The sequence below is a fragment of the Rubritalea profundi genome, from assembly GCF_002954445.1.
In the GTDB taxonomy this organism is placed as follows: domain Bacteria; phylum Verrucomicrobiota; class Verrucomicrobiia; order Verrucomicrobiales; family Akkermansiaceae; genus Rubritalea; species Rubritalea profundi.
The window spans coordinates 127353-141535 of the sequence record NZ_MQWA01000001.1 but is presented as its reverse complement, the minus strand read 5'-3'; the positions used below and the strand labels follow the sequence as shown (position 1 = coordinate 141535).

Here is a 14183-nt window from a genome sequence, read left to right as displayed (position 1 = left end):
GAGCGCAGTTGACATTGTAGTGATCCAGATGATGCTGCGCACATGAGTATTAAGCACATCATCACCCATCCAGGTGGTGCACACAAAGATGACTTTTTGGCCTGCAGCCTTATGATTTATAGCCACGGAGTACCAGTGCTTCGTAAAGAGCCAAGCGAGGCGGAAGTGGGAGATGCCTCCATCGCTGTAGTTGATGTGGGGGGGGAGCATGAGCCTACGAAAATGAATTTCGACCACCATCAGTTCCCAGCTGATTATGCACCCACTTGTGCTTTGAGCCTGGTGCTTCGCCATTTAGGTCTCTACGAAGATGCCCGCCAGTATTGCGATTGGTTAGAGACTTCAGAGTGGCTGGATACACGTGGTGCTGTGAAAACATCTAAGTGGTTGGGTATTGAGCGCTCAGCGATGGCTAAGCTTAATTCGCCAGTCGATATTACTCTCTTGAGGCGTTTTGCAAAACAGGAGAGACACGAGGCGGGGCAGCCAGTTTACGAGGTCATGCGCATGATAGGTGAAGACATGGTTAGCTTTCTCAAAGGAATGCGTGAGCGCATGAAGGAAATTGAGAGGCAGTCTGAAATATGGGAGATCGATGAGAAGTTTAAGGTGGTATTTATTCCGAGAGTAGAGCCTATGATAGGTGAGCCGTCCGCTGGACTTGGCCGATACATTGAGAGCAACGAGTTGGACTGTGTGGCGATGGTGTATCCAGATCGACGTGGCTCTGGTTATGGATTGTCCCGCTATAACGATGATTTGCGCCTCAACTTCACGAGAATTGGAGACTGTGATGATGTGCACTTTGCGCATAAATCAGGCTTCATGGCTAAGAGTTCAGCCATCGCTCCTGATCGTCTGCGCGAGTTACTTTCCTCGGCTTGGGTCGGATAGTTGAGTTTGACTTTCTTATTGAGCTTCGTTTCTCACGCCAACTTCGGATTGGCGGAGCTTGACGAGCAGAGCATCAAGTTCTTCAACTTTGTCAGCATTGCCTGCTGCGATGTTCTTTTGTTCGCCTGGATCAGTACCGAGGTCATACAGTTGAGCGAGTGGAGCTTTCTTGCCTTTTTGGGCCTGGCGAGCAGGGATGTATTTAAAGTCGCCTTTACGAAGTGCAATACCGCGAGCTTCTTCGAGCATGTATGGTAGTCCTTTGCTATCCTTACCGAGTAGAGCTGGCAGCATGTTGCGGCTGTCGCGCGCTTCACCATCAGCGAGCTTTACGCCCAATAGGTCTGCGAAGCTGGCAATGAAATCAATCTGGTTCATCATGGCTCCCGACTTACCTGGCTTGATCCTGGCTGGCCATTTTACGATGAATGGCACGCGTGTGCCACCTTCGTAGATTTGGTATTTACCTCCACTGTAGATTCCAGAGGCGTCGTGGCCACCGTCAGACTCTTTGCTAGAAGTGTGGACAGTCGTGCCGTCTTCATAGCCGTCATCGTAGACTGGTCCGTTGTCACTGGAGAAAATGACGAGAGTGTTTTCTTCGAACCCATTTTCTTTAATTGCTTTCAATATTTCACCGGTTGCCCAGTCACATTGGACCATGGCATCACCACGGTGACCTAGCTCAGTCTTTCCTTGGAATCGTGGGTGAGGTGCACGCGGTACGTGGATGTCTTGTGAGGCGAAGTAGAGGAAGAATGGCTCATCTTTGCCTTTTTGCTTGGAGATGTATTCTTTAGTCTGTTTGACGAATTCGTCAGCCATTGTCTGGTCATCCCAGAGAGCTGATTTACCACCCCATTGGTAGCCGATACGTCCAATACCGTTGATCACTGAGTGGTTGTGGCCGTGGGAGCTTTGGTAGTAGGTCATCGCTTCACGATCAGTCTTGTCATTCGGGTATCGAGTGGACTTCTCGTCAGGGCTCTCGTAACTACGTGTCACATAGAGTGGGTCCTTAGGGTCTAGATTGAGAACCTTGTGGTTGACCACATAAACACAGGGGACGCGGTCGTTTGTGGAAGGGAGTAAGAAGGAATAATCAAAGCCGATCTCCAGTGGCTCAGGTTTGACTTCGCCATTCCAGTCTAGCGGCGTGCCTCTCTCGCCAATGCCTAAGTGCCACTTACCAACGATTGCAGTAGTGTAACCAACCTTTTTGAAGAGCTTAGGAAGGGTGGTTTTATCTTGTGGAATGTAGAGGGGAGCATTGGGAGGTAAAATGCTCACATCATTGCGGAAGCCATGGACGCCAGTGAGCATAGAGAAACGGGAGGGTGTACAGGTCGCAGCAGAGCAATGACCGTCGGTGAACATCAGGCCCTCACTGACCATTTTATCAATGTTAGGAGTTGGAACCATTTTTGATCCATAAACCCCATTGTCACCTTAGCCGACGTCATCGCCATAGATTATAACGACATTAGGACGGTCAGCAGCCACAAGAGTCATACTTGTCGCTACTAGGAGTGAACTTGTGAATTGGCAGATTTTATTCATTACTGATATAGGTGCATTTGATTGTGAAGTTGCATAAAAACTCATCTTTTTAGATTAGTCAGGTAAATCTAGCTTTAGATTAGTATGAGTCGAGGGTATTCGCTTGAGTTGCGGCTGAGTCTAGCCCTATAGTTTAGCACTCTTCAGATATGGCACCTCAAACAACTAAACCAGTAGGCACCGTCGGTGTGCCAGCCTTACTTTGTGCTCTCACTGGCAGTGTGCTTGCTGTGAGCATGGAGTGGATGGGATTCCTCAACGAGGTGACTGCTAGCTTGGCTTTTTTTTGGGAAAAAGAGCCATTTTTCTTGGTGGACCCCGAGCTTGTTTCCCGTGAATGGAATTGGCTAGTGACCTTTTTAGCGAGTTGGTTGGTTGCCTACTTTACTTTGGCATCAGCCCAACTGTGGCGACGCCTACTGGTGGGTATAATGGCTGGGCTTGTGCTGGTGGGTTTCATGCCGAGTTTAGCATTATGGGGGATACTTTGGTTGCCAATAGTCTCGGCCATAGCCGTACTCTGGACATGGGCATGCGCTATTCTCTATGGAAGTCAGCACGCCATGCCGTGCGAAGCTGTTGCTACAGAAGTGGAGCCAGTGGAAATGAAAGTGGAAACAATTCCTTTTCCAACCAAAAAGAAAGCAAAGTAAACGATGGCCAGAGCAGACTACCCACAGCCAATTCAGGAACTCATAGCTGAGTTGAAGCGTCTTCCGGGCGTGGGACCTCGGAGTGCTGAAAGGATGGCTGTCTGGATGATTCAGCACAAGAAACGTAATCCGCTCGAACTCGCTCAAGCTCTTAGCCAAGCTGAAGCCTCAGTGACGCTTTGCCCAGCCTGTGGCTTTTTCGCAACGGCTGATGGCTGTACTATTTGTGATGACCACAGCCGGGATGAAAAACTGGTCTGTGTGGTGGAGCAAGCGACGGATGTCCTACCGCTAGAACGAAGTGGAGCATTTAGTGGCTATTACCACTGTCTTGGTGGAAAGCTTTCTCCACTGGATAATGTCACCCCCTACGATTTACGCATCAATCAATTGCTCAAGCGCTTGGAGACGTTAGAGGAAGTCGAAGTGATTTTAGCACTCAGTTCCGATGTGGAAGGTGAGGCAACAGCCAACTACCTAGCTGAGGTGTTGGCTGAGAAAAAGTGTGCTGTCACGCGTATCGCGCAAGGCTTGCCTGCCGGTGGTGGGCTTGAGCATGCTGACGAACTCACTCTGATGAGGGCACTCCAAGGACGGAGGTAGTTAGGTTTTTCTAGAAGTAGCTAAAGAGTCACTTTAAGTAAAGCTGTGGCAACACTATTAGGATCGAAGCGTTGTTGGATGGAGTGGTCGATAGCTTTTTTGCTGCGTGGCACGAGACCTTTGAATAGCTCTTTACCTTGCTTGTTGGTTACGGTGATTTCTTTTTCGAGGTTTAGCAGTTTGTCGCTTAAACGTAGAGTGATGGTAGGGACGTTGTCAGAGTCTAAAAGAATCTTTTGGCCATCGATAGTTGCCGAGATGATTTGATCCTTTTTCGGGGCTTCATTGTAGAGCCAGTAGAAGCGCTTTCCTGTGATGTCGTCTTGATGCCATAGGATGTGTTTTGGCCAGGGATCACGCGTGTGGCTGGCCATCCATGGGATAGCTACAGCATCTTTGCCATTCATCCAGTGGCCATAGTTGGGGTAAATGATGGTTTTATGCTTATAGGCACCAGGATTCAGCTTGGCTAAGCCGTCGAGTTTCGCTCCCCATTGGGCTGCAATTTTATTGCGATCGTAGGCCGCGTCCTTTCCTCCACATTGGATAAAGAAGGGGAGGTTGTAGAGGTTGTCTGGGCGAGCTTCATTCGGGTGACCCGCCATCATGGCGGCTGCGGCCCATCTATCAGCCATGCGCGGTGCTAGCTGGTAGGTGCCGTCGCCGCCGGCCGAGTACCCTGTGATGTAGACTTTGTTAGGATCGACGCCTTTGAGGGCTACGAAGTTCTCAATGAGGGTGTCAAACATCGGGTCGATATGGCCTTCGTGCCAGAGGTTCCAGCTGTTTGTTGCTGCGCGGGGAGCTAGGTAGTAGCCCTCCTTTGGTTTATACAGCCGAATTTGGTTCTTCCATTGCCTGTCGTTGACTGCTGCTGGAGCATTGCCACCACCATGCATGGAAATGTAGAGCGAGTGACCAGTCGCGGGTGCTTCACCATATTTGAGGAAGGCATAAGGCATTTTTAACCCACCGTGTTTGATGGTCTTAGAATCGAAATCCTGCTGACGCTCTTCTTAGAGTTCTTTCTTTCGTTGAGCGAGTGATTCCGAGCTATAGGCGTCGGCTTCGGTTTTACTCAGCCCAGCGGCAAAGCTAGGAATGGTTAAGGCGATGAGTGTTAGATGCGTGATGCTTTTTTGCATGCCAAGAATATGCATGCAACTGCGGACTATGCAAAGATCTTAGTTATTGCGGAGCCTTTTCTGCCTGCCATTTTGAATGGGCGCTTGCTTGCCGAGTAGATTGTTTCGTCATATTTCAGTCCCATAGCGTGTCCGATTGTCGCATTGAAGTCCGAGGCGCTCACAGCATCCTTAACCACATTGGAGCCAGTGGCATCGGTTTCGCCGTAGACCATGCCGCCTTTGATTCCTCCGCCAGCGAGGATGGTGGAAAATGCTTTGGGGAAGTGATTGCGTCCGCCATCGTCCGTGACTTTTGGGGTGCGGCCGAATTCGGTAGCTAGCACGACGAGTGTGGAGTCTAGTAGGCCTTTGGCTTTGAGATCCATGAGTAAAGCTGAGACCGCTTGATCTAGGATTGGTAGCTTATCTGCTGCTTGTTGGAAGTTATCGTTGTGCCAATCGAATCCACCGAGTTCAACTTCAACTGAGCGCACACCTTTCTCGACCAGGCGTCTAGCAAGCATGCATCCTTTAGCGAATTGAGTACCGCCATAGAGCTTGTGGGCCACGGGGGATTCGTCTGAGAGGTCAAAGGCTGCGAGGTCTTCACTTTTCATGAGTTTGACAGCAGAGTCGTAAACTTCGCTGTAGGCTCTCACAGTTTTGTGGCCGGCATGGTATTTAGCGTCAAATTCGGTATCTAAGAGCTTACGAAGCTCGAGCTGTTTTTTGAAATCGGATTCCGTGACTTTTCTATTCTTTACAGAATTTTTGAGTCCTTCCGTAGGGTTTCCAACGGGAAGTGGCTGGAGGCTCGGTTCTAGGAATCCAGCCCCTGGGTGATCATTGCTACAGCTGATGGTGACGCTCGAAGGCAGGGTTTTGTTGAGAGGGGTGCTGAGTTTGTTAATCCAACCGCCAGTGGAGGGGTGGACGATGGAGGAGCGCTGCGCGTAACCCGTACGCATGAAGTAGCGGCCAGGTCCGTGTGCGCCCTGGGTGGAGCTCATTGAGCGAATGATGGCGAGCTTGTCAGCTTGTTTCGCTAGCTGGGGCAGCCAATGGCCGAGTTGAATACCGTCGACATTAGTTCCAATGGCGCGGGTGTCACCCATGATGGATGAGCCGGCTTCGGCTTTGGGGTCAAAGGTGTCGATGTGGGTCATTCCTCCGGACATGAAGAGGTAGATGACGTGTTTGGCTTTACCTCCACCAGCAGCTTTGATCGCAGCATTGGCGGCATTGAGCGGTGAGTTAAAGAGGCTGGCCATGGAGCCGCCCAGTGTGACTCCAAAACAGGATTGTGCTGTACGGGCGAGAAATGCGCGGCGGTCGAGTTCAGACATAGTGGATGTGAGTTTTTATATTATTGGATGAAGAGGAAGCGCTTTGAGTTGAGCATGGCTTTGGCGAGAATCTTGATGTCTTGACGGCTGCGCGCTACATATTTGAGGTCGGTACGTTCCTGTTTTGACGGGTATTTATTGTAGATTGAAAGGAAAAGCACATCGAGGCGTTGTTCCCCTCTGTGGGCGGATTTCATTTGTTGCGCCATTTTTCCATTCTCGTCGGTGATAGTTTTTATCTGTTTGCCATTGAGCATGGTTAGAGCTTGGGGGATGGATGCATGGGTGTGCTGGGAGTCTGTGGTGATTCTGTCCGATGCACCGAAGTCACGGGCGAAGCTACCCGGCTTGAAAGGGGAGGACATTTCCGACGCACGGAGTAGTTTTCTATCCCTAACTCTGAGATTACTCATAGGAACCATGCTTGTGTCCATGCTCATTTTTTGATCTGATTTTACTTTTGCGCGGACTTCTTTAATTTTTGCGTAGAGCTTGGCGAGTTTGCGATCAATTTTGGCGATTTCACTTTTTTTGTCATCATTGGCGGCTTGCGCCTTTTTGATTCTGAGCTCCCTAACGACTTGTTGGTATTTCCTAGTGGCGTCTTCTTCGATATCGAGTTGGTCATCGATTTTGATGATTTGTTGTGGAGTTGCCGAAAAGATAGAGTCAATTCCTGAGGTGTATTGTTCCCACTTGATTTGTTGCGCTATATTTTCAAGAGCGTCGATATTACCTTTTTCTAGGGTGAGCAGTGAGTCGTAAATCTGTTCAGCACTCATACGTCTTAGCATAGGGCCTCTGAAGTCGTGCACGCGGCCATCAGTGATTTCAAAATCACAAGCGGCGCGTTGGAATGTTTTCGTATGGTAGATGACCCTAAGAAGTTCACGGGTGTCGTAGTCTGATGCGTGAAGGATTTGTACCAAAGTGTCTAATACCTCTGGGTGAGACATGTTACTGCGTTCCGTCCAGTTATCTACGGGTTCTACAAGACCGTAGCCGAGGGCGTGCTTCCAGAGTCTGTTAGCAAAGACTTTGGTGAACATTGGGTTAGAGTTAGAGGTGACCCATGTCGCGAGTTGTTCATGCGGTGGGATGTCTTTTTTATCCGATTTGGTGGAGAGGTTTCCAAAGAGAACATGGGGAGTGACGGTGTCACCCGGCTTACCATCATTATACTCGTAGTTGCTTGGGAGTTTGAGCTCTTTGCCAGCCTTTACATAGGTGGCATTTTTGTTGAAGTCCTTAAATAAAGATCTGAGGTCTCTTGATTCAGATCTTCTTAGGCCTTTGAGATTTTGAGCATCTTTTCTAGTGCGTTTTGCAGTTTTTTCCTTGTTGTTTTGATTGATTTTGAAGGCAACGGTTTCTTGTATTTTTTTCTGAGCTCCTAGGCTCTGGTAGTCGATCTGTGAACCGAAGGCGGCAAGTTCGTAGTATTGTTTTTGAGTCCAGTCTTCAAAGGGGTGATCATGGCACTGTGCGCAGCCGATCTGGGTGCCGAGAAATATTTTGGCCGTATTTGAGATGTTATCGAGCAACATTCCTCGGTCGCGTAGAGCGTAGCCGACGGCAGGTGTCTCAGAGCAGTGTCCAGTAGCGGAAAGCATCTCGAACACCATTTTGTTGTATGGCATGTTGTCATTTACTGCTTTTTTTAACCACATATGCCAGCCTAGGCCGTGTTGATCACGACTGGTCTGGAGGCGGAGCAAGTTGGCGTAGAAGTTGAAAATTTGGGAGTTGTAGCCCTTGGAATAGACTAGAGAGTCGAGCAAGTCGGACCGTTTATTGGGGGATTTGGCGTCTAGGTCTAGAAAGGATTTCGTTTCCTGGTAGGTGGGAATGCGGCCGATGATACTAATGTAGGAGCGGCGCAGAAATGTGGCGTCGTCAACGATCGGGTTGGGCTGAATTCCTTTAGCCTTATTTGCATTTTCAATGATGTAGTCTATCTCAGCGGCTGAGTTGGTAATCATTTGCAGAGGTAGCTTCTCAGCATGAGAAATAGACAGGCTACTGAGGAGTATACCTGTACTCAGAACTAGAAGGTGGAGATTGGGAAAGGAAGTCATACGGCTTTGGGTGGCAATGATCAGTTACTATCAGTGTAAGGGTAAAACTTAGCAACGTTACAATAGTTGCAAAAAAAAATATATTTTATTTCAGAACTCGAGTTGCGTTCTGAAAATATCCTCAAATTGAGGAATCCCAGACATCTAGAGCTTTGCCGCGGTTGGGCAAGAACATGCTGATGCCCCAAACGAGAGGGTAAGCAAGTAGGCTGAGCGTGATGCCAGCGGCAAGAAAACCTAGAATGAAGTTCCCAGCGTTACCAGATACAGTAGAAGCATCTATGATCGTATTTCCAAAGATTTCGAATGTCGGGATATCTTTACTGAACTCGAGCTTAGATAGAAAGGGGATGTTCGGAACACCTACGGACTCATGTAGCCACCATCCAAATTTTTCTTGAAGAACCCAGATGGGGATCTGAGTTACTGGGTTAGTAACCCAACAAGCAGCAAGTGCAACGGGAACATTACCACGTCCACGAAGGCAGCCTAGTGCAGCGACAAGCATCTGCATCGGGATTGGTAGCATGGCGCAAAATAGGCCAATCGAGAGACCGTTGGCGACTGTTGCTCTGCAGGGTTTCCAGTAACGCTTATTGAAAATCGCCTTGGTGAAGGGGCTCAGCCATTTGATCTTTCGAATCCGAGGGTGGCGCAAGTAGCGATAGGTTCGTCGAACCATTCTGAGATACTTGCGCTTCATCGATACGAGGGTGGCTAGAGAAAGTGTGAAGTTTAGTCCTCGAGGGGAACAATTCTGAGTGTGCCTTTAGGCTTCTGATGCATACTGCTGGCGAGCGTTTGGCTGGTGCCTTGATTGCTCGCTGGCTGACTGCTTTCAGCGTCTTGGTCGAGAGCGTTTTTGAGAGCTCCTTCTACCAGTTGACCACAATGGATTTTCATAGGAGGGAGTGCTCCGAGGTCACCACTCAGCTCTTGGGCATTGAGCTCGGCAGCCTCTTCAGCCGTCTTACCTTTGAGCATCTCAGTCGCCATTGAGGCGACGGCGATGGCTGTCTGGCAACCAAAGGACTGGAAGGAAGCGCGGTCGATGACTTTCTTGCCGTCCTTCTCAGTGAATTTGAGCCACATGCGCAGCATGTCACCACAGTCGGGAGATCCTACGGTGCCGACTGAATCAGCATCTTGCATCTCTCCTTGGTTCTGTGGATTGGCGAGGGTTTCTCGCACCTTTTCCTCAAAGTCGCTCATGCTAGAAACATTGTGCGGGAAGACTCGGCATGCAAGAAGAACATCGTTCTGCTGACAACATTTATTTTTCCTAGCAGGGACTTGTCAATTCTTGGGATGTGGTGGATGGTGACGCCAAGATATGGGGAATCACCAAGAGATTAGAGGCGACAAGAAGCAACGAATTATCGGCACTATTGTCGGCTGGGTGCTACGGCTAGTGGGTGCCTCCCTTCGCATTGAGGTCGAGGATAAATCTGGACTTCTTAGAGGTAGTGATAATCCGATACTTTGGGCATTCTGGCATAATACCGTCTTCGTACTGCCCTACTTGAGCCTCACGTGTTTCTCGCATCGCAAGGTAGTTGTACTGACTAGTGCGAGTAAGGATGGAGCGATTTTAGAAAGTGCCGTAGCAGTCTTTGGTATTGGGGCTGTGCGTGGATCGAGTTCGCGTCGTGCCGTGGCAGCTCTCATAGCACTGCGGAAGGCTATCAAAGCGGGGCGCGATGTCTGTATCACACCTGATGGACCACGTGGACCTCGCTATATTGTGCAGCCGGGAGTTATAAAAATGGCCGAATCTACGGGCGCCCCAATTGTTCCGATTCGTGTGGAATTTGACCGATGCTGGAAGCTCGACACATGGGATGCTTTTCGTGTTCCTGTACCATTCTCCAGAGTCTCGGTGATCCTAGGGGAACCGATAAAGATCGATCTTGGGCTGGACACCGAGCAGTTCGAACAAGCGCGAGCAGATTTAGAATCAGTCATGCAAGAGGGCCTTGATGACATTTAGCTATTGTCTATAAGGCACGGGCTCTTTAAGAAATGTGTATGCAAAAAATCGACGGTAAACTTGTAGCTGAAAAAGTCCTCTCCGAATGCAAAGAGCAAATCGCAGAGTTGAAAGGAAAAGGGATCACACCAGGACTGTCAGTTGTCCTCATTGGTGAAGATCCAGCCTCTATGGTGTACGTCGGATCAAAGGCACGAAAGTGCGAAGAGCTCGGGATTTTCTCCCACAAGATCGTGATGCCAACTGAATCCACCCAAGAGGAAGTCATGGCTGTGGTTGAAGAACTCAACAACGACCCTGCGATCCACGGGATTCTAGTGCAGTCACCACCGCCTGCTCATATCGATGAAGAAGCGATCGTCCGTGCGATCAATCCCGCGAAAGACGTCGATGGATTCCATCCTGAGAATGTGGCAAAGCTAGTGCTCGAAGACCCAACTGGCTACGTGCCCTGCACACCCGCTGGTTGCATGCGCCTGCTCAAAGAAGCTGGAATCGAAACCTCTGGAGCTGAAGCTGTAGTCATCGGCCGTTCAATGATTGTTGGCAAGCCAATGGCTCTTTTACTCATGGGTAAAGCCGGCAATGCGACAGTCACCATTGCTCACTCACGTACTAAAGATCTCGCAGCCGTTTGCCGACGTGCAGACATCGTGATTGCCGCCATCGGCAAGCCTGAGTTTGTCACAGCTGACATGGTCAAAGACGGAGCAACAGTCATCGATGTCGGTATCAATCGTGTCAAAGATGCGTCTAAAAAGAGCGGCTACAAACTCGTTGGCGATGTCGCCTTCGATGAAGTAGCACCAAAGTGCAAAGCTATCACCTCTGTTCCCGGCGGTGTGGGACCAATGACCATCGCCATGCTGATGCAAAATACCATCCAAGCTGCTAAGTTCGCTAACGGATTAGTGTGAGGAACGCTCTCCAATTTTTCAAACCGACCTATAGGATCACAGTGTCTTATAGGTCATTTTTTTAAAATAAAGAGCCGTAGCGTTGTTGCAGCTGAGCTTGCCATTTTTCTAGGAAAGATAGATTTCGGGCGATTTGGGGCAGCTCTGAGTCGTTTATCGGTGAGGCGAATCTCTCGGTTATTTTTGATTGGTTTGACTCGATTGTGGCGATGCGCTCACTGAGCTTGTTCTGCAACTCCATCGATTCGGCCTCTAACAATGCTTTGGCGAGGACGCTGGTTGCAGCAGATTTTTTGCGGATAAAGGAATCAGCTTCTTGGATGAGTGCTCCGACCAGCATAAAGAGATCCATCAAGTCATTGCTGACAGCACCTCGGGCATCGTATTCTATGCCTTGGTGATCCATGATGGCTTTGATCCGCTTTGCTGGAGAACGAAGGATGGCGTAGTCGAGATTGATTTTCTCGAACAGTTGTTTGTCGCCACCCTTATCTGGGTGGTTCTCAGCTGCTAGATTCTGATAGATATCACGTAGGTTATCTAGATCTAAAACTAATGCAGGAGTGAGGGAAAAGGTGTCGAAGGCGTTCATGGTGGGTCTGAGGTGTTGTCTAAAGTTGTGTGAGTTTCGCTAAGGCGCGTTCGGAGGCGAAGAGTCCGACAGTGGCTGTCATGTGGGTGATTGAGCCATAGCCGCTGGCGCAGTTGAGTCGCATGTCGCGGCCATCCGCGTCTTTAGGGCGTTCGGTCGACACGCTGCCATCACATTGTGGGAACATTGCTTGCTCGGTCGAGAATATCGCTTCGACTTTAAATTTCTTGGGCTTCTTGGTGTCACCTTTTGGGAATCCATATTGGCTGCGGAGCTTGGTGCGCACTTGCGCTAAGAGGGCATCGTTGGTCACTCTGCTGAGGTCTGCGATTTGGATCTTCGATGGGTCTCGAAGTCCACCGGCTCCGCCACAACAGATAACAGGGGTTTTGCGCTTTTTGCATTCGACGATGAGGTGGGTTTTTTCTTTCACCCGGTCAATCGCGTCGATCACGACATCAAAGTTGTTTTCGAAAAAGCCATCAGCCGAGCGCTCGGAGTAGAACCCCTGAATGTTAGTGACGACACAATCTGGGTTGATGGCTTTGATGCGTGCTTCCATCGCATCGGTCTTTTGTTGACCAATGTTGCCATCCATCGCGTGGAGCTGGCGATTGATGTTGGTCACGCAAATTTCGTCGAGGTCGACCATGGTGATCTTGCCAACGCCTGAGCGGGCGAGAGCCTCGACTGTCCAAGAGCCGACGCCACCGATACCGACGATCGCCACGTGTGACTGGGTAAACTTCTCTAGTGCATCCACTCCGTAGAGGCGAGCAATGCCGCCGAAGCGTGAGAGGGTATTTTCTGAAAGATTCATCTATGGAGGTGTTTAAATTAACCCGAATTCTTTGGCCTTATACAGGCTGGCGTGGATTTTGAAATCGATGAGTAAGCCCTCGGTCTGCTTGGCCGCGAGGAAGCTGTCAAGCTCGGTCAGCGGGACAACGTGAACAGTGATGTCTTCACCGTCGACTCCTCCTCCATCGTGGACTTTGCTTAGTCCTGTAGCGGCAAACATGTGGGTGATTTCTGGCGTCATCCCCGCTGAGGTAGGAGCGGCTATCAGCTCGATGATCGACTCTGCCTTATAGCCGGTTTCTTCTAAAAGTTCGCGGCCAGCGCAGTCAGCAATGGACTCAGCCTCAAATTCTGGTTCGTCACCGACCAACCCAGCGGGCACTTCCATCACGCGGGCTTGCATAGGTACTCGGAATTGTTCCACCAGCACGATTTCACCAGCATCAGTGATCGGCAGGATCGTGGCACAGACGGATGCATTTGGGCGCAGGGCGAACTCCCAGTTCCCGCGTTGGTAGAGTCCGAGGTATTTGCCCTCGTGAAGTACTTCGATTTCGCTCATGCCGTCATCCAATCTTTGATTGATGAGAAGGTAAATCCTTTTTTAAAATAGTGGGAAGTTACTCGTATTCCCAGAGCTAAAGCACTAAAAGGGGCGTATGCAAATTGAACGACAGGAAACCAAGCCGCGGATGAGCCGAGTTGTGAAGCTCAATGGAACGATCTACCTTTGCGGGCAGGTTTGTGCGGATGCTACTCAGGGTATTGAGGAGCAGACTCAGACGATGTTAGACAAGGTGGATGGGTTATTACTCCAGGCTGGCTCCGATCGTGAACACATGCTGTCTGCGACGATCTACGTTCGCGATATGGAGGACTTTGCTGGAATGAATGCAGTGTGGGACGCGTGGGTGCCTGAAGGCCATGCTCCGGCGAGAGCGTGCGTGGAAGCACGGATGGCGCGCCCTGAGCTTTTGGTTGAAATCTCGGTAGTCGCTGCGGAAAAATAAAGAACTCTTGTGAGAGATAAAAAAGCGCATTGGGCTAGCCCAATGCGCTTTTTTGTAAAATCAATGGAAGAGACTAGCTCTTCTTTTCTGGAGCGATCTTGAAGCCAGTCTTAGTGATGACTTCTTTAACCTGCGCAGCTGTAGCTCCGTCGGTAAGAACGACGTCAACACAGCCGGACTTGTGACAAATTTTCTTCACTTGAACACCCTTGACTGCAGCAAGAGCTGTGGTGAGTTTCTTGGAGCAACCACCGCAAGTCATGCCTGTGACATTGACGTGAGTAACTTCAGCAGTACAACATGCTTTCTTGCAGTCAGCAGCGCACTTTGTCTTAGCCGTGGATGGGCATTCAGTTTGGCACTTTTTTGCGCACTCAGTTTTTTCTGTTTTAGCTGCAGTTTGTGCACCAGCAAAGCTCACCATTGCGGAAGCTGCGAGGAGGGTTGTTATAATTTTCATGATTTTGGTAGTTTTATGTTTATTCGTAAATTATGCCAAACATCGTAGGCATATTACTAAGAGCGTCTGGTTTGTACCTTTATTCCGATGAATTGCAAAATTTTAAATATTATCGATGATACAATCATAAGAATCGATTTCCCCTAAAGGAA

General features: G+C 49.5%; 16 protein-coding genes and 1 pseudogene. 6 read left to right on the top strand and 11 right to left on the bottom strand.

Annotated elements, in window-relative coordinates; translation table 11 throughout:
• Positions 1-42 precede the first annotated feature (42 nt).
• A complete protein-coding gene (locus BSZ32_RS00610; RefSeq protein ID WP_105041633.1) occupies positions 43-894 on the top strand; it encodes an MYG1 family protein in 852 nt (283 codons plus the stop codon).
• Positions 895-909: 15 nt separating this feature from the next.
• Here BSZ32_RS00610 and BSZ32_RS00605 read toward each other — a convergent pair.
• Positions 910-2322 (bottom strand): annotated as a pseudogene (locus tag BSZ32_RS00605) (sulfatase-like hydrolase/transferase); the annotation flags it as partial.
• 281 nt (positions 2323-2603) lie between these two features.
• Here BSZ32_RS00605 and BSZ32_RS00600 point away from each other — a divergent pair.
• Complete coding sequence (locus BSZ32_RS00600) at positions 2604-3107, top strand: hypothetical protein (RefSeq protein WP_105041632.1); 504 nt, start codon at positions 2604-2606, stop codon at positions 3105-3107.
• A gap of 3 nt (positions 3108-3110) precedes the next feature.
• Positions 3111-3710 carry a recombination mediator RecR gene (gene recR / locus BSZ32_RS00595; RefSeq protein ID WP_105041631.1) on the top strand — a complete coding sequence of 200 codons (600 nt, stop codon included), beginning with the start codon at positions 3111-3113 and terminating at the stop codon, positions 3708-3710.
• A 20-nt stretch (positions 3711-3730) separates the two neighbouring features.
• Here recR and BSZ32_RS00590 read toward each other — a convergent pair whose 3' ends face one another.
• The 6 genes from BSZ32_RS00590 to BSZ32_RS00570 form a co-directional block, all read right to left on the bottom strand.
• Positions 3731-4672, bottom strand: a complete 942-nt coding sequence (locus tag BSZ32_RS00590) for a dienelactone hydrolase family protein (protein ID WP_105041630.1) — start codon at positions 4670-4672, stop codon at positions 3731-3733.
• A gap of 54 nt (positions 4673-4726) precedes the next feature.
• Positions 4727-4855 carry a hypothetical protein gene (locus BSZ32_RS19940; protein ID WP_276308383.1) on the bottom strand — a complete coding sequence of 43 codons (129 nt, stop codon included), beginning with the start codon at positions 4853-4855 and terminating at the stop codon, positions 4727-4729.
• Between the two features lie 26 nt (positions 4856-4881).
• A complete protein-coding gene (locus BSZ32_RS00585; RefSeq protein ID WP_105041629.1) occupies positions 4882-6183 on the bottom strand; it encodes a DUF1501 domain-containing protein in 1302 nt (433 codons plus the stop codon).
• 20 nt (positions 6184-6203) lie between these two features.
• A complete protein-coding gene (locus BSZ32_RS00580) occupies positions 6204-8261 on the bottom strand; it encodes a DUF1549 domain-containing protein (protein WP_105041628.1) in 2058 nt (685 codons plus the stop codon).
• Positions 8262-8382: 121 nt separating this feature from the next.
• On the bottom strand, positions 8383-8943 hold the full coding sequence (locus tag BSZ32_RS00575; RefSeq protein WP_165788553.1) for a DUF2062 domain-containing protein: 561 nt from the start codon (positions 8941-8943) through the stop codon (positions 8383-8385).
• Between the two features lie 53 nt (positions 8944-8996).
• Entirely contained in the window at positions 8997-9473 is a 477-nt protein-coding gene (locus BSZ32_RS00570) for an iron-sulfur cluster assembly scaffold protein (protein WP_105041626.1), read from the bottom strand.
• Positions 9474-9594: 121 nt separating this feature from the next.
• On the opposite strand from BSZ32_RS00570, the gene BSZ32_RS00565 reads away from it, so the two are divergent.
• A complete protein-coding gene (locus BSZ32_RS00565) occupies positions 9595-10251 on the top strand; it encodes a lysophospholipid acyltransferase family protein (protein WP_105041625.1) in 657 nt (218 codons plus the stop codon).
• A 38-nt stretch (positions 10252-10289) separates the two neighbouring features.
• On the top strand, positions 10290-11168 hold the full coding sequence (gene folD / locus BSZ32_RS00560; RefSeq protein ID WP_105044725.1) for a bifunctional methylenetetrahydrofolate dehydrogenase/methenyltetrahydrofolate cyclohydrolase FolD: 879 nt from the start codon (positions 10290-10292) through the stop codon (positions 11166-11168).
• A gap of 61 nt (positions 11169-11229) precedes the next feature.
• Here the strand turns inward: folD and BSZ32_RS00555 are convergent, their stop codons facing one another.
• From BSZ32_RS00555 to BSZ32_RS00545, 3 genes are read right to left on the bottom strand one after another with little or no spacing between them, the layout of a single operon-like run.
• Positions 11230-11760 carry a hypothetical protein gene (locus tag BSZ32_RS00555; protein ID WP_105041624.1) on the bottom strand — a complete coding sequence of 177 codons (531 nt, stop codon included), beginning with the start codon at positions 11758-11760 and terminating at the stop codon, positions 11230-11232.
• A gap of 19 nt (positions 11761-11779) precedes the next feature.
• Entirely contained in the window at positions 11780-12580 is an 801-nt protein-coding gene (locus BSZ32_RS00550) for a tRNA threonylcarbamoyladenosine dehydratase (RefSeq protein ID WP_105041623.1), read from the bottom strand.
• Positions 12581-12592: 12 nt separating this feature from the next.
• Positions 12593-13123: an NUDIX hydrolase gene (locus BSZ32_RS00545; RefSeq protein WP_129589515.1), complete on the bottom strand. Its 531-nt coding sequence runs from the start codon at positions 13121-13123 to the stop codon at positions 12593-12595.
• Between the two features lie 97 nt (positions 13124-13220).
• On the opposite strand from BSZ32_RS00545, the gene BSZ32_RS00540 reads away from it, so the two are divergent.
• Positions 13221-13571, top strand: a complete 351-nt coding sequence (locus BSZ32_RS00540) for a RidA family protein (protein WP_105041621.1) — start codon at positions 13221-13223, stop codon at positions 13569-13571.
• A gap of 73 nt (positions 13572-13644) precedes the next feature.
• Here BSZ32_RS00540 and BSZ32_RS00535 read toward each other — a convergent pair whose 3' ends face one another.
• Positions 13645-14031, bottom strand: a complete 387-nt coding sequence (locus BSZ32_RS00535; protein ID WP_105041620.1) for a heavy-metal-associated domain-containing protein — start codon at positions 14029-14031, stop codon at positions 13645-13647.
• Positions 14032-14183 lie beyond the last annotated feature (152 nt).